Origin of the sequence: Paraburkholderia sp. J69-1 (assembly GCF_905220255.1) — a bacterium.
Taxonomy (GTDB): Bacteria; Pseudomonadota; Gammaproteobacteria; order Burkholderiales; family Burkholderiaceae; genus Paraburkholderia.
The window spans coordinates 94,440-114,436 of the sequence record NZ_CAJMZG010000011.1 but is presented as its reverse complement, the minus strand read 5'-3'; the positions used below and the strand labels follow the sequence as shown (position 1 = coordinate 114,436).

The following is a 19,997-nucleotide window of genomic DNA, read 5'->3' as shown; positions in this document are numbered from 1 at the left end:
GCCGTGCCGGGCGAACAGCCTGCACGGCCTTGTTTTTTTGCACGTCGGCTTCAGCCGCCCTGATTCAGCCACGCTGAGAACAGGGAAACTCCGTCTGCCGATCTGGCACACTCCGGTGCATGATGGTCGCGCCACGCGCGCCGCGACCCAACATCACGCCTGACCGGAGACCCAGAATGAGCGAAACGCCACAACCGCCCCGGCCCGAAGCCACGATTGCAGAAGACCGCGCGGCCGACCCGGCGCCTTCAGCCAGCAGCGCGAACGCCGCTCCCAACACCGACGGCATCTGGTACGCCGCCTACCCGAACGGCGTACCGCACGAAGTCGACGTCGCGCAGTACGCCTCGCTCGTGCAGTTCTTCGACGATTGCACCGCGCGCTTTCGCGACCGCGTCGCCTACGTAAGCGCCGGCTCGCCGATGACCTATGGCGCGCTCGCCCGCAAGGCCACCGCGTTCGCCTCATGGCTGCAGGTCGCGGGCGTGCGCGCAGGCGATCGCGTGGCGATCATGCTGCCCAATACGCTGCAGTATCCGGTTGCGCTGTTTGGCGCACTCAAGGCCGGTGCGATCGTCGTCAACGTCAATCCGCTCTACACGGCGCGCGAACTCGCGCATCAACTCAAGGACAGCGGCGCGCAGACCATCGTCGTGTTCGAGAGCTTTGCGAAGACACTCGAAGACGCCCTGCCCGGCACGCCGGTCGAGCGCATCGTCATCACGCAACTCGGCGATCTGCTTGGCGAAGGGCTCAATTTCAAAGGCCGTTTCATCAACTTCATGTTGCGGCATGTGAAGAAGATGGTGCCGGCGTACCGGCTACCGCAGGCGCAGCGTCTGATCGACGTGCTCGAACAAGGCGCGCGCGAGCCGCGGGCGCCCGCCATCCCTCAGCGCGACGATCTCGCCTTTCTGCAATACACGGGTGGCACCACCGGCGTGGCCAAGGGCGCGATGCTCACGCACGGCACTATCCTCGCGAATGTGCTGCAGGCGAAAGCGTGGGTCGCGGGTCAGCTCGACAGCGGCGCCGAAACCGTACTCACGCCGCTGCCGCTCTATCACATCTATTCGCTCACCATCAACGCGCTGATTTTCATGGCGCTGGGCGGACGCAATATTCTCATTGCGAATCCGCGCGACACGAAGCGCGTGATGAAGATTCTGCGCAAGGAGACCTTCAGTTGCATCAGCGCGGTCAACACGCTTTACAACGCCTTCCTCGATAACGAGGAATTCCGCCAGCGCGACTTCTCCGGTCTCAAGCTCGCAATGGCGGGCGGCATGGCGACGCAGAAAGCCATCGCCGATCGCTTTAAATCGGTGACCGGCAAGCCGATCGTCGAAGGTTACGGCCTCACGGAATGCTCGCCGATCGTGACGCTCAATCCCGTCGACGTCGCCCATCTCGCCGATTTCGAAGGCTCGATCGGCCTGCCCGCGCCGTCGACCCAGGTGCGCATGCGCCGCGACGACGGCACGTGGGCCGGCATCGGCGAGCCGGGCGAACTGTGCGTGAAAGGCCCGCAGGTGATGCGCGGCTACTGGAATCGTCCCGATGAAACCGCGCGCGTATTCGTCGACGATGGCTGGCTCGCGACCGGCGATATCGGCATCATGGACGCGCGCGGCTACATCCGCTTGATCGATCGCAAGAAGGACATGATTCTGGTGTCGGGCTTCAACGTCTATCCGAACGAGATCGAGGATGTGATCGCCCAGCATCCGGGCGTGCGCGAGGTGGCGGCGATCGGCGTGCCGGACGTCGTGCAGGGCGAGCGCGTGAAGGTCTTTGTCGTGCGGCGCGATCCCGCGCTCACGGAAGACGCGCTGATCCAGTTCTGCCGCCAGCAGCTCACAGGCTACAAGGTGCCGCGCATCGTCGAGTTTCGCGAGTCGCTGCCGCAAAGCAATATCGGCAAGATTTTGCGCCGCGAGTTGCGCGACGAGGAAATCCGCAAAATCGCGAAGGCAACGACTAATAAGGATGCCGAATAATTCGGCGCGTACGCGGACGCAGCCTCACCACTGCGCCGCGTTGCCGCCGAGATCGCCACACACGTCATAGGCAATCTTGCGCAGACGTCCCTCCGAAGCCGGACCGGAAAGCGCATAGCCCATGCGGTCTGTGCTCCAGTAGAAGGTGCGGCGGCCGCCGTCGCGCAGCAGTTGCACCGCATCGCGCTCGCGCCCCGACGCGCTCACGTACAGCGTCAGTCGTTCGCCCGCGCCGTTCTGGTACATGAACTGCGCGGCCGGTCCCGAGCCGCCCGGCAACAGCCGTCCGCCGACGAGCGTATAGCCGTATTCGCCAAGCGGCGGAATCGTCAACGGCCGGCCGAGCCGCTTCGAAAGCCATGCGACCAGATGCGCTTCATCGGCCGCACCGACTTCGACCGGATGACGCACCTCGGGCGAATACACGGCGTAAGCCACATCGGCGCGGCGCGCGAAGCTTTCCGTATCGCTTGCGAGCAGGGTGTTGTCGTGGCTTTCCACGCCCGCGCGATGCGGCGACCACGCCGATGCAAGCTGTGGCGCGACCTGCGGCACGAGCGAGCCCGCCGCCACCGTGAAACCCGCGCCCACCACCGCCCACGCCGCCGCGATACCGGTGCGCCGCCACCACGGATCGCGCCGACGCAACACACGCCAGGCCAGTGGCGCAGCCTCCTCCCCTGCCGCGCTCAGGGCTTGCAGCGCGGCCTTTTGCGCGCGGTAGTCACCAACGCGCCGCGCGGCCGTCTCGTCGTCGAGCAGCCGTGCCGCCATGGCCGCGCGGGCATCGGGCGGCAGTTCGCCATCCACGAAAGCGCCGAGCGCGGCGAGATCGGCTTGCGCATCCGGCACGGCCGATAGCGCGCCGGGTTTGCGTTCGAGTTCGTCGTCGTTCATCGCGTCGCTCCCCCTGATTTGCCGATTGCCTTGTCGACTTCGTTGCCGACTTCCTTGCCCACGATCCTGAGCGTGGCTGCGTGGCGCGCGGTGTCGTGTTGCGTGTCGTGCGTGCCTTGCTGTTCCGCATCCCGGTCGAGCAGCACGCGTAGATGCTCGCGTGCGCGCGAGAGCCGCGACATCACCGTGCCCGTCGGGACGCCAAGCACCGCGGACGCCTCCTGATAACTCAATTCCTCCACGCCCACCAGCAGCAGCACCTCGCGTTGCGCGGACGGCAACTGATAGAGCGCGCGCTGCAGATCGCGCAGCACGAGGCCGTCGACCTCGCCGTGTGGCGCCTCCAGCGTGCGCCACGGCGCGCTTTCGTCGTCCATCGCGATTTCGCGGCGGCCGCGCAACTGGTCGATATAGATGTTGCGCAGGATCGTCAGCAACCACGCGCGCAGATTGCTGTCGGGCCGGAACGAGGACGCGCGGGACAGCGCGCGCTCGGCGGCGTCCTGTACGAGGTCGTCGGCCCAGGCGGCGTCGCCCGTGAGCGTGCGCGCGTAGCGGCGCATGCGCGGCAGTTGCGCCACGACCTGCGCTTCGAATTCCTGTGAGGGGCGCCCGAACACGATGTGCGCCGCTCAGTAGCCGCCGCCCGATCCGCCGCCGGAGCCGCCGCCATAGCGGCCGGAGGAACTGTTCGACGCTCCGCCGCCCGAATTCATGTCGCTGCACGCGGCCAGGCTCACGCCCGAGAGCGCAGCCGACGCAAGAATGAAGAAACAGAGAACACTGCGAACATGCTTCATGACGATCTCCCGCCCGTGCACACGCCACGGCGCGATGCCGCTGCGATTGCCTGGGATAGCGAATTGCCGATGCCTGCCGATACCTGCGGATACCGCCCGCAACGAACGCATCGACATAGTGTTAAACGGGACTTGTGCGGCGCTTATTCCTGAAGATCGTCATTAGCGCGATTTTTTTCTGCATCGGCTCAGGCACGTGCGCGGCCGCACGGTCCGCGAGCGGCGTACTCGGGCAAAGTCAACGCCATGATCGCGATAAAGAACTACGTAACAAACTGCAACACGCGTGTGACTGGCGTGCTGGCGATCGAAGCATGATTTCCGCCGACAATTGCAGACGATTCGCCGGTGTACCGCGGCAAAATCAGCGTGAATCCGGCGCGCAATCCCGCGCGTCATGCACTACCCTGTTGAACGTACGGGCGTCATCTGCGTCCAACTGTCACAGATCGCGCCCCGCTTTCGTGTATTGTTTCAGAACTGCGCAACATTGCGCCGCGCCCGCGAGCTTCGCTGCGGCGCGCGAGATCGACCATTCGGGTATCGCTGTTTTTTCGCTCGTCATGCACGGGGACGCATCGATGCACACCCGCCGGCAATCTGCCGCGCCGGCCGTGAGCCGGTATAGTTCTGCAGTAAAGTACGTCCACGCACGCGCGCTTCGCCGGCACAAGGTAGAATCCCGGCGAGCAAACGTTTCCAATTGAATTGCGGCATTGAGCCGCCCGGCCAGAATTCGTCCATGCCTTCCGCAGAATCGCACCCGCAAAACGACTTCATGAACGCCGCGCGCAAAGAGCGCAAGCGCGTCGAAATCTATCTGGTCAACGGCATTCGCCTGACTGGATGCATCGAGTCGTTCGATCAGTACCTGGTGATGCTGCGCACGCCTGTTGGCCTGCAAGGCATCTACAAACGCGCCATCTCCACCATTCAGCTCGACACCGGCACGCGTCCGGGTCCGCGCACGCCGCGCCCCGCGCACGGCGAGCACACGAGCCGCGGCCCGCACGGCAGCCACGGTGGTCACGGTCCGCGTGAAAACCGCGAATCGCGCGAGCCGCGTGAACCCAGAGAGCCGCGCGAACCGCGCGAGTCGTGGTCGGCGCCCTCTTCATCCTCGTCGCCTTCCTCGCCCGATCGTTCGTCGCCGTCGCAGGACGGCCCGGTGGTCGTCACGCGTCGCCGTCGTCTGTATGGCGCCGTGAACAACGGCGGCAACGGCCAGGACGGCTCGAACAACAGCTAAGCCGGCTGGCGTTCGCCAGCGAGCGGCGCACCCTGCAGCCGCTTGCTGGATCAACGATGCGCGCTGCCCGCGCGCGTCGCTCCTCTCGCGCGTCCCAGCGCGAAAACACCTTGGCATTCAAGGGTTGAGCGTTTGCGTTATGCTGATTGCGACCGACCTCGCAACCGGAGCACGCCATGAGCGCATCCAAACCGAAGTCCCCGCCGCCCGCGCAGGAAGATCCGCTCGACGAAGCGCTCGAGGAAACCTTCCCGGCCAGCGATCCCATCTCGATCGATCCATCGCCCGCGCCCGCCCCGCCCAAGCACGAAGACAAAGCGAAGAAGGGTCACGACACCCATCGACACGGCAAGCATTGAGCCGGCATGGCGCTCGTCGCTTCGTTCATCGCTACGCGAAATGAAAAAAGGCGGCCCGTCGAAGACGTCCGCCTTTCTGCTACACCTGCACAAGCCGATGCTTTAGTGGACCGGCAAACCGCCTTCCACCTGACGCTGCAGATCGCGCACCTGGCGCTGCACGGCGCGCAGTTGATCCTGCGCGGCCGACTTCTCGGCCTGCAACGCGTTAGCCTGATCGCGCGTCTGCTTCTGCTGATCCGCGACGATCGCCTGCTGTTGCTGCGCGACCTGAAGGTCGGCCTGCAGACGGTTCGCGTGATCCTGCGTCAGCGCAATCATGCGGGTCGTGAACGCCTTTTGCGCATCCAGACGCGTGCGGCGGATCTCGACGTCCGACAGTTGCAGCGTCTTCTGCACGAAATCGCGATAGATCAGCTCGGCGCGCGACTCGTCGCTCGTCTTGATGACGCGCCAGAACGTCTTGTTCTGGAACAGCGCCACGTAGTACGTCATTTCCTTGCCGTAGAACAGCAGGCTCGCGCCATACGTGCCGTTGTAAGTCGTGCGCAGCTCATTGAGCTCCGAGCCGCGGATCATCTGCTGCAGCTCCGCCACATTGCCGGCGGCGCTTTGCTGTGCTTCGGCCGGGGTCAGTGCCGTGGGCGTGCCCGGCAGCGGCGCCGCCTGAGCGGCCTGAGCCTGCTGCACGGATGCGCCGGTGTCCTGCGCCGTGCCTTGAGCCGCCGCGTTTGCAGCGCTATCGGGCATCGGTTGCGCACAACCGGATTCAACACCCCCGATCAACAAAAGCGCGGCCAACGCGACTTGTCGAACTCTCCACTTGTAGTCCATGAAGTCCCTGTTTTGAACAGTTCTATTTTTACGATTTTACAAATCGGCACAATTATTACTCACTTTCGCCAGTTGCGGGTTCCTCGTCGAAAATTTGGTACTTACGGATCTTTTCCCACAACACTTTTCGACTAATTCCGAGGAATTGGGCCGTATCTTTGCGACGCCAACCGTTTGCGTCGAGCGCCGAGAGCAAACGGCCCCGTTCGGCCATATCCCATTTGCTACGGTCGACGATGGGTGCGGCGGGCTCGGTCGCGACCGGTTGCGCACCGCCCGAACCGGCCAGCAGACGGCGCAGCCGCGTGGCGTCCCAACTGCCCATCTGGCGCACCGTGACGCCCACCCGTTCGGCCAGGTTGCGCAGTTCGCGCACGTTGCCGGGAAAGCGCATCGCCGCGACCGAATCCGCCAGCCAGTACGGCAGTTCGGGCAGCGCCTCGAGGCGCTCCTCGCCCACCACGGTCGCGACGAAGGCCTTGAAGAGCGCGATCTTGTCGACCGCGCCGCGCTCCTCCAGCGACGGCACGCTCAGCTCGATCACCGCAAGCCGGTAGTAAAGGTCGGCGCGGAAATTGCCGTCCTTCACGTACTGCGGCAGGTGGCGGTTGGACGCCGCGACCAGGCGGAAATCCACCTTCAGCGGCGTGGACGAGCCGATGCGCGTGACCGTGCCGTCCTCCAGCACGCGCAGCAGCTTGACCTGCTGATACAGCGGCAGATCGCCGATTTCGTCGAGGAACAGCGTGCCGCCGTCGGCCTGCTCGAAATAGCCTTTGTGCGCCACCGCCGCGCCCGTAAACGACCCTTTCGCGTGGCCGAAGAACAGCGATTCGAACAGGCCGTCGGGAATCGCGCCGCAGTTGACCGCGACGAACGGCCCGGTGCCGTAGCGGTTGTTCTTGCGATGCAAAAGCTCGGCGATGCGCTCCTTGCCGGTGCCGGTTTCGCCGTGCACGAGCACGGTGGTCTCGCAGTCGGCGAAGGTGTCCACTTCCCTGAGCAGCGAGCGCATGGTGTCGGATTCGGCCACCAGCACATCGGCGCCCGCCGTCTGCGCGGAGTGCGCGCGCAGTTGCACCACGAGTTTGGAGACGAGCCCGCGCAACTCGGCGCAGGTGAAGTCGAGCGGCAGGATATGCGAGTACTCGGCGGGATAGGAGCCCGGATCGTTGTCGCGGGGCGCGGCGCCCACCCAGATCACGGGCATGCCGTGGGTGGCCTGCCAGTCGCGCAGCACCAGCGCGCCGGTATCGATCACGCTCACGCTGACGACTGCGATCGACGCGCGCGCGGCAATGCGCTGCGGCGAGATGGCGGTATCGTCGGCGCGGATCACTTCGACGTCGAGGCTCGCCATGCAGCGGGCGACGCGTTCGACGATATCGGCTTTGCCTTCCCAGACGTAGAGGTCGAGTTCCTCGATGGGGGTGGTGGTTCGCATCGTGTCTTCTTATTTGACGAGTGTTGCGACGCCGCAGGCGAGCGGATAGTCGGTCACGGTCGCGACGCCGAGCTGGACACCGAGCAGTTGCAGCAAGGGGCCGATCAGCACGGTGTCGAGACCGCTGAGTATGGGGGCGAGGACCGTGGACAGCACGGTGGTAACGATCGGCATGACGATGCCGTCGATGAGCGCGCTCACCGGCGCCAGCAGCAGCGAGCTCAGCACGCTACCGAGCCCACCCGACAGCAAGGTCAGTTGCAGGCCGTTCGAGCTCTCGGTCAGTTGGCTGAGCTGCGTGACCGTCGACTGGAGCGTGTTGTTCAGCACCGCGCCAATCTGGTTCGAGTTCACCGAATTGCCGGCCAGCGGGTTGCCGTTGCCGTCGAATACGAGTGTCGATGTCGTGGGACTGACGACCGGCACCTGCAGCGAAGGCGCACTGACGGTCGCGACGTTCGCGCCGAGCAGCGAGATGCTCGCCAGCGTCCAGCGCGAGTTCGTGCCCGAGCACGAGAAGCCGCTCACCTGATTCGCGGTCACGCCCGCCGCCAGCGGCGTGCCGATACACACGTTGGCCAGCCCGGTCTGCACGCCGATGGTCTGCGTGCTCGCGGCCCGGGTGGCCGCGCACTGCGCGGACTGGAGCCACGCCTGACCCTGCCCCACGACCACGTAGAGCGGCAACTGCACGGTGACGTCAAGGAGATAAGGCAGCAGCAGATAGTAGCCAATGCCCTGGCTCGTCGAGATCGTGGCGTTCACGCCCAGCAGAATCTGCGCGGTCGTCGCCATCGTGCGCCACGTGGTCGTGCCAGCGATATAACCGGGTTCGCCCACCGCAATCGTGGGCGGCGAAATCACCTGCAGCGTCAGATTGGCGCTCACCGGCAGCACACCGCTCAGGCCGGTCAGATCGACGTTGAGGGCGATCGGCGACTTGCCCGCCGCCGCGATTTCCGCGCCGACGATCAGCATCTGCAGCACGTTCACCGTCGCATCGGCGGCATATTGGGCGTTGGCGACGCCCAGTTGCAGCAGCGCCTGCGACCCGCTGATCGACGCGAGCGAAATGGCGTTCGACGAGCCTTGCGGGACCAGCGAGGCAATCGCCGTCAGCGCGTTTTGCGCCGCCGAGACGTTGGCCGTGAGCAGGCCGTCCTTCTGCACCGCCTTGAGCAGGATATTGGCGAGCCCGGTCACGGAAGTCTGCGCCGCCAGCAAGCCGTCATAGGTGCCCGCCGAGGTCGCCACGGCGGCCAGATCCGCAATCTTGATGTTGGCGTTGGCAAGACCGTTCCACGACACCGCATCGAGGGTCACCGACGTGCCGCCCAGCAGCGAGCTGAGCATACCGTTGAGCAGATTCACCTGCACGAGCGAAGTGCCCACCTGGAACGAGCCGACCACCGCCGCCTTGGCGGTCGCGCTGGCCGTCAGCGTGCGCTGCGGCCCGACGAAGAAGTACGGCACGACCTTCGTGACCGTCACCTGCACGCCGTTGAGCGGCGACGTGGCGCCGCTCGTGACGAAGGTCATGCCGCCGCTCGCGCTCGAATCCCAGCGGCCGCACTGCACCGCAAGCGTGCTGCTCGTGCCGCTCACGGTAAAGCCGTTGCTGGACGCATTCGCCTTCGCGGTGGCCAGCGGCTGTACGCAGTTGTCATCCATCTGCTGCACGGCGGCCAGCGCCGCGAGATCGGCGACATTCTGCAGCGCGCGTTTGGACAGATAGAGATTCGCCACGTCGATCACGCCGAGCGCCGCCACGGCCACCACGATGCCGATCACCGCGACGATCGCAAACGAGCCGCGCTGGCGTGACCGCTGCCCGCGCGCGAACGACGACGCACGCCGGCGCGACGCCGGGTGCGCGGGCGCCCCGGGCGTGCTCCGGCGAACCAGCCAGCGGAATTGCCAGGCCATCTCAGTACGCGCCGCCACCCGACGAGCCCGAGCTGCTGCTACCCTGAGCGCCGCCGGACTGCATCGTCGATCCGAAGCTGGCCGGAATCGGCGTTTCGAACGACTTCATGTAGCGCTGCCACGCGTAACCCGCTTCGGCGCCGAGCATCGGCTGCGCGGGCGCGGCTGCGGCGTTGCTGCGCTGGAGTTCGAGCCACGCGTGAGTCGAGTGGCCGATTTCGGTATTCGACACCTTCGCCGCTTCGACCGGCGTGTCTGCCTGTGCTTGCGCCTGCGCCGCCGGGGACATCGCCGCCATCATCGCCACCGCGACGAACATTGCCGCTGCGCCTGCCGTCTTGCCGGAACACACCATGCCGAACGTATTCTCAATGTGGTTTGTTTTCATCATCTCTCCCCGTGTTGCTCGCCGCGCGATGCAGTAGCGCTGTCGCACCGTCACGCGTGCGTCGTCATTGCGCGAAGCGCTCGACCAGACGCGGCTGCACTTCGCTGTTGGGCCAGTTCGCCTGCGCGCTCGCCAGCGCGCGCGGCGCCGGAATGGCCGCGATCTTCGCGACGCGCTGCGCCTGCTTTTCCATCGTTTCGCGTTGCTCGGCGACTTCGCGCGCACGCTGCACGTCGCGCACTTTCTGCGCATCGCTCATGACCGCGGCGCGTGCGACGGCCGGCAAGCCCTGCTGCGTCATCATGGCCTGCGCGTCGGCGTCGCTGCCGCTCGCTTCGAGCAGCAGCGCCACATTGGCGACGATCTTCGCGTTGTGCGAATCCAGTTCGAGTGCCTTGAGCAGCGGCACGCGCGCATGCGCCACATCGCCGTCGCGCAGCAGCGCATAGCCCTGATCGGACAGCGTGGTCGCATCGGTCGGGTCCAGCGCCGACGCCTCGGCCAGTTCCTGCGCCGCCTTGTGGAAGTCGCCCGCAGCGCCCGCCAGCAGACCCAGACCACGATGGCCGCGCGCGGCCAGCGGCGTATCGAGCAACTGCGCGTACGAGAGCGCACTCGCGCTCGCCTGCCCGGTCATGCGCAGGGCGTCGGCGCGCAGCACGATCGAATCGGGCGTCTTGCCGTACTGCCGCTCGAACGCATCGATATGCGCGAGCGAGGCGTAATAGATCCCTTCGGCCTGCATGCGCGCGATCAGGCCGAGGTACATCCCCGGCGTGTCCGGCTTCGCCTCCTTGCTGGAGTCGGCGCGCATCTGCATTTCGGCCTGCGCCTGCGGGCCCACGCCATACCCTTGCTGCGTGCCGCAGGCGGCCAGCGCCATCGCGAGACTCGCGCCCAGCGCAAGGCGAGGCATCCAGGCACGCGCGCGGCGTGTGTGTGTGCGTGTGACCACTGTGAAATTCTTCATGACGATTCCGGCCGTATTCATGGCATTGCGACGTTGGGCCTCAACGATGGATCTGTGACAGCGAATGCAGGACGGCAATCACGCCAGGCCCGGCCGTGACGATCAGCAACGCGGGCAACAGCGTCACCACCATCACGCCGGTCATGCGCACCGTGAGCTTGCCGATGCGCTCGCGCAGCGTCGCCCGGCGCACTTCGCGCAGACGTTCGCCGAACTGTTTGAGCGGTTCCTGCACCGCGCCGCCGTGTTTGTCGACCTGCACCAGCAGGCGGATCACCGCACGCAGGTCTTCGTTTTCGTAGATCGTCGCCATGCGTTGCAGCGATTGCTCGCGCGTACGGCCGGTCACGAACTGGCGCTGCGCGATCTCCATTTCGCTGGCCAGCACCGGCAGCACGAGGCGGAATTCGTTGATCAGCACCTGCAGACTCTGGTCGAGCGACAGCCCGACGCCTTGCAGCAAACGCAGCAGATCGACGAGCATCGGCAATTCGTCGGCGACGGAGTCGAGACGGCGGTGCGCGCGACGGCCAACCACGAACTTCGGCAAAAGAAAGCCAATCAGCAAGCCAAACGCTGCATATGGAATCGCCTTGCTGTCGTGCGCAATGGCGTACGAAGCACCCAGCACGGCAAGCAGCAGCGCACTGGCGATACGAATGACGAAATACAGGCCACGCGAGCGGGCGTCGGCGTAACCGCATTGATCGAGCAGACGCCGGTCTTCCTCGGCGACGATCAGCCGGCCCAGCGAGGTATCGAGCCAACGCACGCCCAGATTGCTGAGCGAATCGACCAGACCGGGTAAGCCGTTGCGCTTGCGGGCGCTAGCCGCCACTTCAGGATTCGCCGATGCGTTGCGCGCCGATCCTGCTGATCCTGCTGATCCTGCTGATCCCGCCGCACCGCCCTGCGCTGCCGCTGCGCCGCCCATGCCGCTAGCCGCGCCGGTGCGTGCGATCGCCTGTTCGAGCGTGCGCGCGCTCTTGCGCGACGCAGCGATCCGCTGGCATGCCAGCACGGCCAGCAACGCACATCCGAGGGCCCCGAGCAGCAAGGCGAGCGTACCGAAAGCCTGCGCGCTCACATCACCCCCCTGATACGGGTGAGGCGATACAGCAGGAACGCGCCGGCGACCTGCAGGCCGACCGCCACATAGACGAGCATGCGCCCCGAGCCGTCGTTCCACATCGCACCGAAATACTTCGGGTTAGTCACGATCAGAAACCCGCCGATAGCGATCGGCAGCAGCGCCAGCACCCAGGCGGAAAGCCGCGTTTCCGCCGACATCGCGACCAGTTCGCGCTGCGCCTGTTCGAGGTCGCGCATGAAGGTCGCCATGCGTTCGAGCATCACGTCCGCGCGGCCGCCGTAACGCACCGACAAACGCAGCACCGCGCCCACGAGTTCGAGTTCGCCGGTTCGATAGACCTGCGAAACCTGGTGCAGCGCGCGGTCGATTTCGACACCCGAGCGCAGCATGCGCGAAACGTGATCGAGACATTCGCGCAGCGGCGCTTCGGTCGTCACGAGCGCGGCCTGGAACGCCGCCGGAACGCTATTACCAAGTACGATCAGCCGCACGATGCCATCGAGAAAGGACGGCAATTGCGCCACGATGCGCGTGCGGCGCCGTTGCATGCGCATCGACAATATGAAGGCGACAAAGACCGTTATCGCCACCAGCATCGCGATGGCAGCCGCCGCGCCGCCGAGAATCAGCGCCCACAACGTCAGCGCGAACGTCACGAAGCCGATGAACGCGAGCGGCTTGCGTGCATCGACGATGCCCGCACGGCTCAAGGTGTGCTGGAACGCGAGCGCCAGACGCAGGCGCCAGCGCTGCAGCGTGGAGACCGGCACCGCTGCCGATGCCGATCCTGCCGATGCCGTCGAGCCCGCACCGCCGCGCGTCGCCACATTGCCGCCGACATAGGCCGCACGCAACGAATCGGCATTCGATGCGCCTTTCGATGCCCCTTTCAAAGCGCCCTTCGCGCCGCCCGCGGCACCACCGGCCGTGGCGCCCGCGAAACCGCCGCTGCTGAATCCTGCGGTGCCCACTACGGCGGTCGCCGCGCCGGGGTTCGCAGCCGCCACGCGGCTATCGACGAAACGCGTCACGCGCTCGCGCGACGTGCGCTGCTGCGCACGCTGCCAGAGCAACAGCCCGGCGCCCGCGCACAACAGCGCGAGCCCCACAGCGAGCGCGATCGCGCTAGACATTGAATCCTCCATCGCGCCCGCCGCCGAAACCGAAGTTCGACGACGCCGACACCGCCTGGCGGAAGCGCGCAAGCTTCGGCGAATGCGGGTGGATGCCGAGCGAATCCCAGCGGTCGACTTCCTCGCCGTCGGGCGTCGTGGCCGGCTCGTAGCGGTACAACTCCTGGGTCGCGATGATGTTGTCGGCGAGACCGGTTACTTCGGTAACCGAAAGAATCCGGCGTCGGCCGTTGGAAAGACGCCCGATCTGCACGATGAAATCGATCGCATTGGCGATCTGGCGGCGCAGGCTGTTTTCCGTGCCCTGAAAACCCGCGAAGCCCGCCAGCATTTCCAGGCGATAAAGGCATTCACGCGGCGACGAAGCATGCACCGTCGCCATCGAACCGTCGTGGCCCGTGTTCATCGCCTGCAGCATTTCCAGCACTTCGCCGCCGCGCACTTCGCCCACGATAATGCGGTCGGGGCGCATCCGCAGCGTATTGCGCAACAGGTCGCGGATCGTCACCACGCCCACGCCGTCGAAACCGCCCGGGCGGCTTTCTAGCCGCACCACATGCGGGTGATTGAGCGAGAGTTCGGCCGTGTCTTCGATCGTCACGACGCGCTCGACATCGGGAATGTAGAACGCCAGCGCGTTGAGCAGCGAGGTCTTGCCCGAGCTGGTGCCGCCCGACACCAGAATATTGCAGCGCGACTGCACGGCCGCTTCGAACAGCGCACCAATCTCCGTGCCAAAGGTGCCGTTGTTGACCAGATCGTCGGGGCGTAGCGGGTCCTTGCGGAACTTGCGGATGGAAACGATCGGCCCCGCCAGCGACAGCGGCTCGATGACCACGTTGATACGGCCGCCATCGGGCAGACGCGCATCGACCATCGGATTCGATTCGTCCAGCCGACGGCCGATGGGCGCAAGAATGCGCCGCACGATCCGCAGCAGATGGGCGTTATCGGAGAAGCGCACCGGAATCTTGGCGAGAATCCCGTGGCGCGACACGTACACGTCGTTATAGCCGTTGATGAGAATGTCTTCGACGGCCGGGTCGGACAGCAGATCCTCGATCGGCCCGAAGCCCGCCAGCTCCTTGGTGAGCGCCTCGGCAATCGCGCGCACCTCGCTTTCGTTGATCGGGATGTGGCGCAGGCGCACGAAGCTGTCAATTTCCAGATCGACGAACTGGTTGATCGCGTGGCGCGACCAGCGGCCGAATTCGGCGCCCAGCTCTTCGATGCGCGTGAGCAGGTGCTCGTGCGCGGCGTTCTTGATGTCCTGGAACTGCTGGCTATGCGCGAACAGCGGCGCGTCGTCGGCAAACTCGATGTTATCCGCCATGGTCTACGAACGCTTCGATGAGTGAGGGAAAAGACCGCGCAACGGGCGCCGCAACGCGTCAAGTTTGTTGGGCGTGCGCGAGCGCATGCCGTCGAGTTGTGCCGCAAGCGCTTCGAGCGCGCGCACGTACGGATCGCGCGGCGAGCTGTCGGCCAGCAACTGGCCGCGATTGGCGGCCTGACACAGCGCCACGCGGCGCGCGGGTAGCGCGCCGGCGAGCTCGATCCCCAGACGCTCGGCGATCTGCGCCGCGCTCAGGTCGATTTCCGCTTCGTACTGGTTGATGACGAGGCGCAGATGATCGTTCTCGACGCCCGCCTCGCGCAGCGTTTCCAGTTGGCGCGACGCCGTGACGATCGAGGCGACGCTCTGGTCGCACACCAGCCAGACCTGGTCCGCCGCCTGCGCCACTTCATGCACGAATTCGCTATTGGTGAAGCCGCCCAGATCGACGATCTGCTGGTCGAAGAACGCACGCAGACGCGTGAGCAACGCCACCGCCGACTGATAGGACACTTCGCGAAACGCACTGAGATCCGATGGCAGCGTGGTCAGCGCAAGCCCGCTCTCGTGACGCGCGAGCGCCGTGTGCACGAAGGTCTGATCGAAGCGATTCAGATTGCGCACTGCATCGACGAAACTGAAACCGTTGCCTGCGTTCAGCAGCAGCGCGCCGTCGCCAGCCGGCAGGCCAAGATCGAGCAAGGCGGCGTGGCGGTTGGTCGGCGCGCCCTTGCGCGCCAGCATGGCGCCCAGGCTCGCGGCCAGCGTCGTCACGCCCATGCCCGAGCGCGCGCCGAGCAGCACCGTGAGACGGCCATGACGGCTCACCGGTTCGACGCGATTGTCGAGAACCTGCTTGACGATTCTTAAGGCATCCTCACCGTCGCCGGCTACATCGACGAAATCGCGCACGCCGGCGCGCAGCGCGGAAAGCGCGCTTTCCGGTTCGCTCAGCGTGCCGAGCGCGACCACCTGCAGACCCGGAAACGCGGCATGCGCGGCGGCGGCGACGGCGCTCGCGACCGCGCCGCGTCCCTGCGAAAAATCCACCAGCAGCAGCGATGGCATGTGCTGGGAAATGCGCTGCGCGACCAGCCCAGGGTCGAGCGCAACCGATTCCACCTTGCCCGCAGAAAAGAGCGTCTGCGCCAACCATCGCGCGTGCGCGTCGTTCGCCGAGGCGAACACGAACGAGTCCGCCACGGTGCGTTCAGTCATCAAGTGCGCTCTCGCATTCATCACTGGCTCCTGTTGAGACGAACCCGGGCGTCAGCACCGAATCCTCTCCTGTGCAACTCAAGGCAAAAATCCCGGCACCGGCTCGCGCGCCGCCGCCCCGCCGATCAGCGCGCGCCATACCGGCGCATTACGCTGTTCGGCCAGCTCGCCCGGCGACGAGGGCAGCTTTGCGCCCTTCGCCATCGGCGACACCAGATGCGGCGTGACCACGATCACCAGTTCTCTCTCGTTCTGCTGATAGCTCAACTGCTTGAAAAACGCGCCGATCACCGGCAGGTCGCCGAGCAGCGGCACCTTGTTCACATTCGAAGCCGTCTCGCGATCGATCAGGCCGCCGATCACGAAACTTTCGCCATCGCCGAGTTCGATCGTCGTCTCCGTGCGGCGCGTGGTGAGCGCGGGCACCGACACGCCGCTGATCGTCACGGCGTTCGTGTAATCGAGCTGGCTCGCCTCCGGCGCCACCTTCAGCGCGATACGTTCGGGCGACAGCACGGTCGGCGTGAGCGACAGCCCAATGCCGTACGGCTTGTATTCGATCGACGTCGACCCCAGCGCCTGCGGCACCGGCACCGGAATCTCGCCGCCTGCGAGGAAGCTCGCGCTCTGGCCTGAAAGCGCCACGAGCGTCGGCTCCGCCAGCACGCGTGCGAGGTTGTTCGTCTCCATCAGGCTCAGGTCGGCGGACAGTCCATGCGAAGCCGACGAAAACACCAGGTTGAATGCCGAGGAAATCGGCAAGCCCGCCGAGATCGACGAACCCGACGAGCCCGTGCTCGACGAACTGACCGACGACGGCGAGAACGTGCCGAACGAAAAACCGTTGTTCTGGCGATAAAAGTTAAAGCCGATTTCCTTCAGGACCGTGCGGCTGAATTCCACGACCCGCACGTCCACCTGCACAACCGCGCGCGTGGCGATCGTCGACGTGTCGAGCACGTTGCCGTCGCCGCTGCCGCCACCGCTCGCATCCTTGCCGCCATTCGCTCCGTTACCGCCGCCACTCTTGCTGCCCTTACCGCTTGCGCCCACCGAGCCCTCGGCCGCATCGACCGCGCGTTGATGGTGCTCCATCGTCGCGGCGCTGCCGGTGATGATCGCCGTGCCGCCCAGCACCTTGACGTCGGGCGTGCCGGGACCGAGCAGCGCGCGCGCCGCATTGGTCGTCACGTTGACGACGAAGGTGCGCTGCACGCCGCTTTCCCACACCATCACATTGGTGGTGCCCGCACCCTTGCCGACCAGCAGCAGACCGCCGCGCCGGTCGCCGCGCACCACCAGCACGTCGGCCACCGACGGGTCGCCCACCGCCACGCGCGTGAGCGCGCCCGTGACCGGCAAGGTGCGCTGCTCGCCCACCGCGATATCGAAGCTCGACGGCAGCGGCTCCGTTGCCGCCGACGCGCCGCGCACAGGCGGCGCAGCCAGCGCGATCGAAGTGGCGAGAGCGAGACCGCCGGCGCAAGCGGACGCGGCCACAGCCACGGCAAAAATCCTCGTAATCGTCATCGTGTTCCTGCTTGTTTTGTCTGCGGCCACGTCATGCGCGGCGCGTTTTTTTCCGCTTACCAGGCGACCGTTTCGGCTCGCCCACCCCGTATCACTTCGAGTCCGCCGCGTGCGGGTGCGCCCGCCTGACGCGGCACGACCGGCGCAACCGGCTTCGGTGCGCTGCCGCCTGCCAGCTGGTCGAGCGCGATCCCCGCTGCGGCGCGCGTCGTGCCTTCCGGCGTGTCTTTCGAAACCACTTTCAGTACGCCCGGCTGCGGACCGAACGCCGTCGGATCGACCTGATCGTCGTCGGTCGGATTGCGCAGCGCGAGGATCAGTTGTCCCTGGCTTTGCGCAAGCGATAGCTGATCGACCTGCGTCACCGGCACGGCGAGCACCGCCGTGCGCGGCACGGCGTTCTGCGCGCCGAAGTTGCTGGTGCGCTGACCGTTGGCCATGCCGTCTTCGGCTTGCGAGCCGAACACCAGCACGCGCGCCTTCGAGATCAGCAGACGCGCCTGGGTGCGGCCCACTTCGCCCGCGCCCGTGCCGCCGCCGTCGCGGCGCAGCGTGAAGAACACGTCGACAAAGTTGCCCGCGTGCAACTGGTTGCCCACCGCGTTGGTTTCATCGACCTTCACGGCCACGGCGCGCTCGCCCGCTGCGAGGCTCGCGGCAAGGCTGGAGGAAAGCTGTTGATCGAGCACCGGCGTATCGGCGGCGATATCGGTCAGCGGCACGCGGCCTGCGACGAGCGCGCTGTCGCCCACCGAGCCGATCGGGTGAATCGGCAGCGGCTGCACGCGCAGCGCGTCGGCGGGAATCGGCTGGCCCGCGCTCAAGGTACGCGTGGCGACCACGACGGGCGTCAGGGCCTGCATGGTGGCCGCGGGCTGCGCGACCGGTTGCGGCGCCGGCGCGCGACGCCACATCATGATTGCGAATATCCCGAGCATGAGCGCGGCAGCGATCAGGAGTCCTGCAGCAATTTTTGTCAGATTGGCCATCAACGATGATTCCAGATGCGTACAGGAAGTGCGGAACGTGCTGCGTGTGGCATAAGGCCGGCAATGTCGGGGACGGGCTTCACAGGATATTTACCGGATCGAGTTGCACCGTGGCCTGGCCCGCGAGCGTGGTCGGCGATATCAATCCCATCAACGGTAACGGCGGCAGCAACGGCTTCGAACTCCACGGATAGGTCAGCGTGATCTGCACACAGTCCATCGCTGTGTTACTGGTACAACCGGCCGGCGCCGTGCTGATGGTCTGCGCGCAGCTCGGCGCCTGCGCCATCCAGCTCACGCTCGCCAGCGCGCGCGTGCAGGCCGCACTGGCCCGACTGGTGAGCGCCGCCGACGTGGTCGTCGCGTACTGGTAGGCGAGCGCCGCACGGGCGCCTTCCGCGGCGGCCGAAGTCAGGCTGTGCTGCACGAGAAACATCATGCTGTACATCACGATCGCGTAGAGGATCACGAAGAACAGCGGAAAAGCGAGCGCGAATTCGATAGCGGCGACTCCGCCCTGCCGATGACGGCCAGCCGCGCGCCCTCGGCGTGCGGCACGTCGATTGCAGCTGTTTTTGCGCAAGCCTTCCTCGCGAGCCTGCTGCGTGAACGCACGCGGACTCATTGCAGGCCTCCAGGCGTCATCTGGATCGCCAGCCACACGAGCGCCGGCACCGTAAGGAATGCGGCATAGGGCGCACCACGCCGTTTTCCCGATGCGCTAGACGTTGCCGACACACCTGACGTAACGGTACGCGAGCGATTTCGTAACATAGTCAGCATGACGAACGAATGAACGAGCGCAACGATGCTTGCAACGACCCACAGATCGACCAGCGCCGGCATCCCGCACCACGCGCCGAGCACCGCAAAGACCTTGACGTCGCCCGCTCCCATCATGCCGAGCACGAAAAACGGCATCAGCGCCGCCAGCCCCACGGCCGCCGCTGCCAGCGCATGAAGAACGCCGAGATGCGCCGGTCCCGCGTGCATGCACGCTGCCGCCAGCGCGGCGCACAAGCCGGCGCCCACGAGCAGGTTCGGCACGCGTCGGGCGCGACAGTCGCAGACAGCGACCGCCACCGCCCACGCCGCGAACACGAGGCTGGAGATCAATGAAGTCATCGCGGATAGACGTGCAGGCACACCGCGCATGCCGGATCAACGGCGCACGTACAGCGCAACTGCTACGTTCAGCTGAATGAATTTGCGCGATCGTCAATAGCAATCACGCCGCGCGCCATTCGTCCGTCCCTGTGTTACGGAACGGAAATCTGCGACGTAATGTAAGTGAATACCGATTCCAGCTTGGTACCCAGACTCGTGACGCTCGCTACGATGACCACGGCAATGAGCCCCGCGATGAGCCCATATTCCAGCGCCGTAACCCCGTCTTCCGACTTGATGAATTGCTTGAACAGCTTGTTCATTTCGGCCCTCTCTCTTTTATAGCGCTCTCACGCTGATCTGCATCGGCGCCTGCGTATGCTATTTGAATAGCGCCGATACATCCGGTCCACGGACTCATGACGGTCCGTCAACAACGATGGCCGAATCGTAAGCATTCCCCTCGGTATTGCCCACGTGCAGCTCTGCTTTGTGTTGTTTTGTGCCAGTGCGTTTTTTATAGCGTAACCCAAAACGTTACGCAATCGTTCGTTACGCAACAGACAGGTCGTAACGTCATTATCGGCATAGCTGTTTTAGCGCTGACTCGGGATAAACCATTACATAACTATTCAGGACTCGAAAACCATTTTTACGCCAAACGTTTAACCGCATAAATGTGTGCGAGCGCCACGATTCATTCACACGCAAGGCGTCTGCCGAG

General features: G+C 65.5%; 20 protein-coding genes. 3 read left to right on the top strand and 17 right to left on the bottom strand.

Annotated elements, in window-relative coordinates; translation table 11 throughout:
* Window positions 1-176 precede the first annotated feature (176 nt).
* Window positions 177-2,000, top strand: coding sequence for an AMP-binding protein (locus U5A67_RS21325; protein WP_321815782.1), 1,824 nt, complete (start codon window positions 177-179; stop codon window positions 1,998-2,000).
* 24 nt (window positions 2,001-2,024) lie between these two features.
* Here U5A67_RS21325 and U5A67_RS21320 read toward each other — a convergent pair whose 3' ends face one another.
* The 3 genes from U5A67_RS21320 to U5A67_RS21310 form a co-directional block, all read right to left on the bottom strand.
* Entirely contained in the window at window positions 2,025-2,897 is an 873-nt protein-coding gene (locus U5A67_RS21320; RefSeq protein ID WP_321815781.1) for an anti-sigma factor, read from the bottom strand.
* The gene (locus tag U5A67_RS21315; protein ID WP_415767898.1) at window positions 2,894-3,460 is read right to left on the bottom strand and encodes a sigma-70 family RNA polymerase sigma factor; all 567 of its coding nucleotides are present in this window, start codon (window positions 3,458-3,460) and stop codon (window positions 2,894-2,896) included. Before U5A67_RS21315 ends, U5A67_RS21320 begins: the two co-directional genes overlap by 4 nt.
* 69 nt (window positions 3,461-3,529) lie before the next feature.
* Window positions 3,530-3,697 (bottom strand): hypothetical protein, encoded by a 168-nt coding sequence (locus U5A67_RS21310; protein WP_321815779.1) that lies wholly within the window; start codon window positions 3,695-3,697, stop codon window positions 3,530-3,532.
* Window positions 3,698-4,439: 742 nt separating this feature from the next.
* Between U5A67_RS21310 and hfq the strand changes: the two genes are divergently transcribed.
* The gene (gene hfq, locus U5A67_RS21305) at window positions 4,440-4,946 is read left to right on the top strand and encodes an RNA chaperone Hfq (protein WP_321815778.1); all 507 of its coding nucleotides are present in this window, start codon (window positions 4,440-4,442) and stop codon (window positions 4,944-4,946) included.
* 176 nt (window positions 4,947-5,122) lie between these two features.
* Window positions 5,123-5,305 (top strand): hypothetical protein, encoded by a 183-nt coding sequence (locus tag U5A67_RS21300; protein ID WP_321815777.1) that lies wholly within the window; start codon window positions 5,123-5,125, stop codon window positions 5,303-5,305.
* A gap of 102 nt (window positions 5,306-5,407) precedes the next feature.
* Here U5A67_RS21300 and U5A67_RS21295 read toward each other — a convergent pair whose 3' ends face one another.
* The 14 genes from U5A67_RS21295 to U5A67_RS21230 form a co-directional block, all read right to left on the bottom strand.
* Entirely contained in the window at window positions 5,408-6,139 is a 732-nt protein-coding gene (locus U5A67_RS21295) for a DUF2968 domain-containing protein (RefSeq protein ID WP_321815776.1), read from the bottom strand.
* Between the two features lie 55 nt (window positions 6,140-6,194).
* Window positions 6,195-7,583: a sigma 54-interacting transcriptional regulator gene (locus U5A67_RS21290; RefSeq protein WP_205983851.1), complete on the bottom strand. Its 1,389-nt coding sequence runs from the start codon at window positions 7,581-7,583 to the stop codon at window positions 6,195-6,197.
* A gap of 9 nt (window positions 7,584-7,592) precedes the next feature.
* Window positions 7,593-9,509, bottom strand: a complete 1,917-nt coding sequence (locus U5A67_RS21285; RefSeq protein WP_321815775.1) for a TadG family pilus assembly protein — start codon at window positions 9,507-9,509, stop codon at window positions 7,593-7,595.
* A 1-nt stretch (window position 9,510) separates the two neighbouring features.
* On the bottom strand, window positions 9,511-9,897 hold the full coding sequence (locus U5A67_RS21280) for a DUF3613 domain-containing protein (RefSeq protein WP_321815774.1): 387 nt from the start codon (window positions 9,895-9,897) through the stop codon (window positions 9,511-9,513).
* A 64-nt stretch (window positions 9,898-9,961) separates the two neighbouring features.
* Complete coding sequence (locus U5A67_RS21275) at window positions 9,962-10,867, bottom strand: pilus assembly protein (RefSeq protein WP_321815773.1); 906 nt, start codon at window positions 10,865-10,867, stop codon at window positions 9,962-9,964.
* Window positions 10,868-10,907: 40 nt separating this feature from the next.
* Window positions 10,908-11,954, bottom strand: a complete 1,047-nt coding sequence (locus U5A67_RS21270; protein ID WP_321815772.1) for a type II secretion system F family protein — start codon at window positions 11,952-11,954, stop codon at window positions 10,908-10,910.
* Complete coding sequence (locus U5A67_RS21265; RefSeq protein WP_321815771.1) at window positions 11,951-13,093, bottom strand: type II secretion system F family protein; 1,143 nt, start codon at window positions 13,091-13,093, stop codon at window positions 11,951-11,953. Before U5A67_RS21265 ends, U5A67_RS21270 begins: the two co-directional genes overlap by 4 nt.
* Window positions 13,086-14,426 carry a CpaF family protein gene (locus U5A67_RS21260; RefSeq protein WP_205983846.1) on the bottom strand — a complete coding sequence of 447 codons (1,341 nt, stop codon included), beginning with the start codon at window positions 14,424-14,426 and terminating at the stop codon, window positions 13,086-13,088. Before U5A67_RS21260 ends, U5A67_RS21265 begins: the two co-directional genes overlap by 8 nt.
* Window positions 14,427-14,429: 3 nt before the next feature.
* Window positions 14,430-15,668 carry a fimbrial protein gene (locus tag U5A67_RS21255; RefSeq protein ID WP_205983845.1) on the bottom strand — a complete coding sequence of 413 codons (1,239 nt, stop codon included), beginning with the start codon at window positions 15,666-15,668 and terminating at the stop codon, window positions 14,430-14,432.
* 57 nt (window positions 15,669-15,725) lie between these two features.
* Entirely contained in the window at window positions 15,726-17,177 is a 1,452-nt protein-coding gene (locus U5A67_RS21250) for a type II and III secretion system protein family protein (RefSeq protein ID WP_321815770.1), read from the bottom strand.
* A 56-nt stretch (window positions 17,178-17,233) separates the two neighbouring features.
* Complete coding sequence (gene cpaB, locus U5A67_RS21245) at window positions 17,234-18,166, bottom strand: Flp pilus assembly protein CpaB (RefSeq protein WP_205983843.1); 933 nt, start codon at window positions 18,164-18,166, stop codon at window positions 17,234-17,236.
* A 79-nt stretch (window positions 18,167-18,245) separates the two neighbouring features.
* Window positions 18,246-18,791, bottom strand: a complete 546-nt coding sequence (locus tag U5A67_RS21240; RefSeq protein WP_321815769.1) for a TadE/TadG family type IV pilus assembly protein — start codon at window positions 18,789-18,791, stop codon at window positions 18,246-18,248.
* The gene (locus U5A67_RS21235) at window positions 18,788-19,291 is read right to left on the bottom strand and encodes a prepilin peptidase (RefSeq protein WP_321815768.1); all 504 of its coding nucleotides are present in this window, start codon (window positions 19,289-19,291) and stop codon (window positions 18,788-18,790) included. Before U5A67_RS21235 ends, U5A67_RS21240 begins: the two co-directional genes overlap by 4 nt.
* Window positions 19,292-19,425: 134 nt before the next feature.
* Complete coding sequence (locus U5A67_RS21230) at window positions 19,426-19,596, bottom strand: Flp family type IVb pilin (protein ID WP_205983840.1); 171 nt, start codon at window positions 19,594-19,596, stop codon at window positions 19,426-19,428.
* Window positions 19,597-19,997 lie beyond the last annotated feature (401 nt).

What these genes read in the sequence shown, in the direction of transcription:
- U5A67_RS21325 (WP_321815782.1), top strand. Translation starts at nt 177, where the DNA reads ATGAGCGAAACGCCACAACCGCCCCGGCCCGAAGCCACGATTGCAGAA.
- U5A67_RS21320 (WP_321815781.1), bottom strand. Translation starts at nt 2,897, where the DNA reads ATGAACGACGACGAACTCGAACGCAAACCCGGCGCGCTATCGGCCGTG.
- U5A67_RS21315 (WP_415767898.1), bottom strand. Translation starts at nt 3,460, where the DNA reads ATGCGCCGCTACGCGCGCACGCTCACGGGCGACGCCGCCTGGGCCGAC.
- U5A67_RS21310 (WP_321815779.1), bottom strand. Translation starts at nt 3,697, where the DNA reads ATGAAGCATGTTCGCAGTGTTCTCTGTTTCTTCATTCTTGCGTCGGCT.
- hfq (WP_321815778.1), top strand. Translation starts at nt 4,440, where the DNA reads ATGCCTTCCGCAGAATCGCACCCGCAAAACGACTTCATGAACGCCGCG.
- U5A67_RS21300 (WP_321815777.1), top strand. Translation starts at nt 5,123, where the DNA reads ATGAGCGCATCCAAACCGAAGTCCCCGCCGCCCGCGCAGGAAGATCCG.
- U5A67_RS21295 (WP_321815776.1), bottom strand. Translation starts at nt 6,139, where the DNA reads ATGGACTACAAGTGGAGAGTTCGACAAGTCGCGTTGGCCGCGCTTTTG.
- U5A67_RS21290 (WP_205983851.1), bottom strand. Translation starts at nt 7,583, where the DNA reads ATGCGAACCACCACCCCCATCGAGGAACTCGACCTCTACGTCTGGGAA.
- U5A67_RS21285 (WP_321815775.1), bottom strand. Translation starts at nt 9,509, where the DNA reads ATGGCCTGGCAATTCCGCTGGCTGGTTCGCCGGAGCACGCCCGGGGCG.
- U5A67_RS21280 (WP_321815774.1), bottom strand. Translation starts at nt 9,897, where the DNA reads ATGAAAACAAACCACATTGAGAATACGTTCGGCATGGTGTGTTCCGGC.
- U5A67_RS21275 (WP_321815773.1), bottom strand. Translation starts at nt 10,867, where the DNA reads ATGAAGAATTTCACAGTGGTCACACGCACACACACACGCCGCGCGCGT.
- U5A67_RS21265 (WP_321815771.1), bottom strand. Translation starts at nt 13,093, where the DNA reads ATGTCTAGCGCGATCGCGCTCGCTGTGGGGCTCGCGCTGTTGTGCGCG.
- U5A67_RS21260 (WP_205983846.1), bottom strand. Translation starts at nt 14,426, where the DNA reads ATGGCGGATAACATCGAGTTTGCCGACGACGCGCCGCTGTTCGCGCAT.
- U5A67_RS21255 (WP_205983845.1), bottom strand. Translation starts at nt 15,668, where the DNA reads ATGAATGCGAGAGCGCACTTGATGACTGAACGCACCGTGGCGGACTCG.
- U5A67_RS21250 (WP_321815770.1), bottom strand. Translation starts at nt 17,177, where the DNA reads ATGACGATTACGAGGATTTTTGCCGTGGCTGTGGCCGCGTCCGCTTGC.
- cpaB (WP_205983843.1), bottom strand. Translation starts at nt 18,166, where the DNA reads ATGGCCAATCTGACAAAAATTGCTGCAGGACTCCTGATCGCTGCCGCG.
- U5A67_RS21240 (WP_321815769.1), bottom strand. Translation starts at nt 18,791, where the DNA reads ATGAGTCCGCGTGCGTTCACGCAGCAGGCTCGCGAGGAAGGCTTGCGC.
- U5A67_RS21235 (WP_321815768.1), bottom strand. Translation starts at nt 19,291, where the DNA reads ATGACTTCATTGATCTCCAGCCTCGTGTTCGCGGCGTGGGCGGTGGCG.
- U5A67_RS21230 (WP_205983840.1), bottom strand. Translation starts at nt 19,596, where the DNA reads ATGAACAAGCTGTTCAAGCAATTCATCAAGTCGGAAGACGGGGTTACG.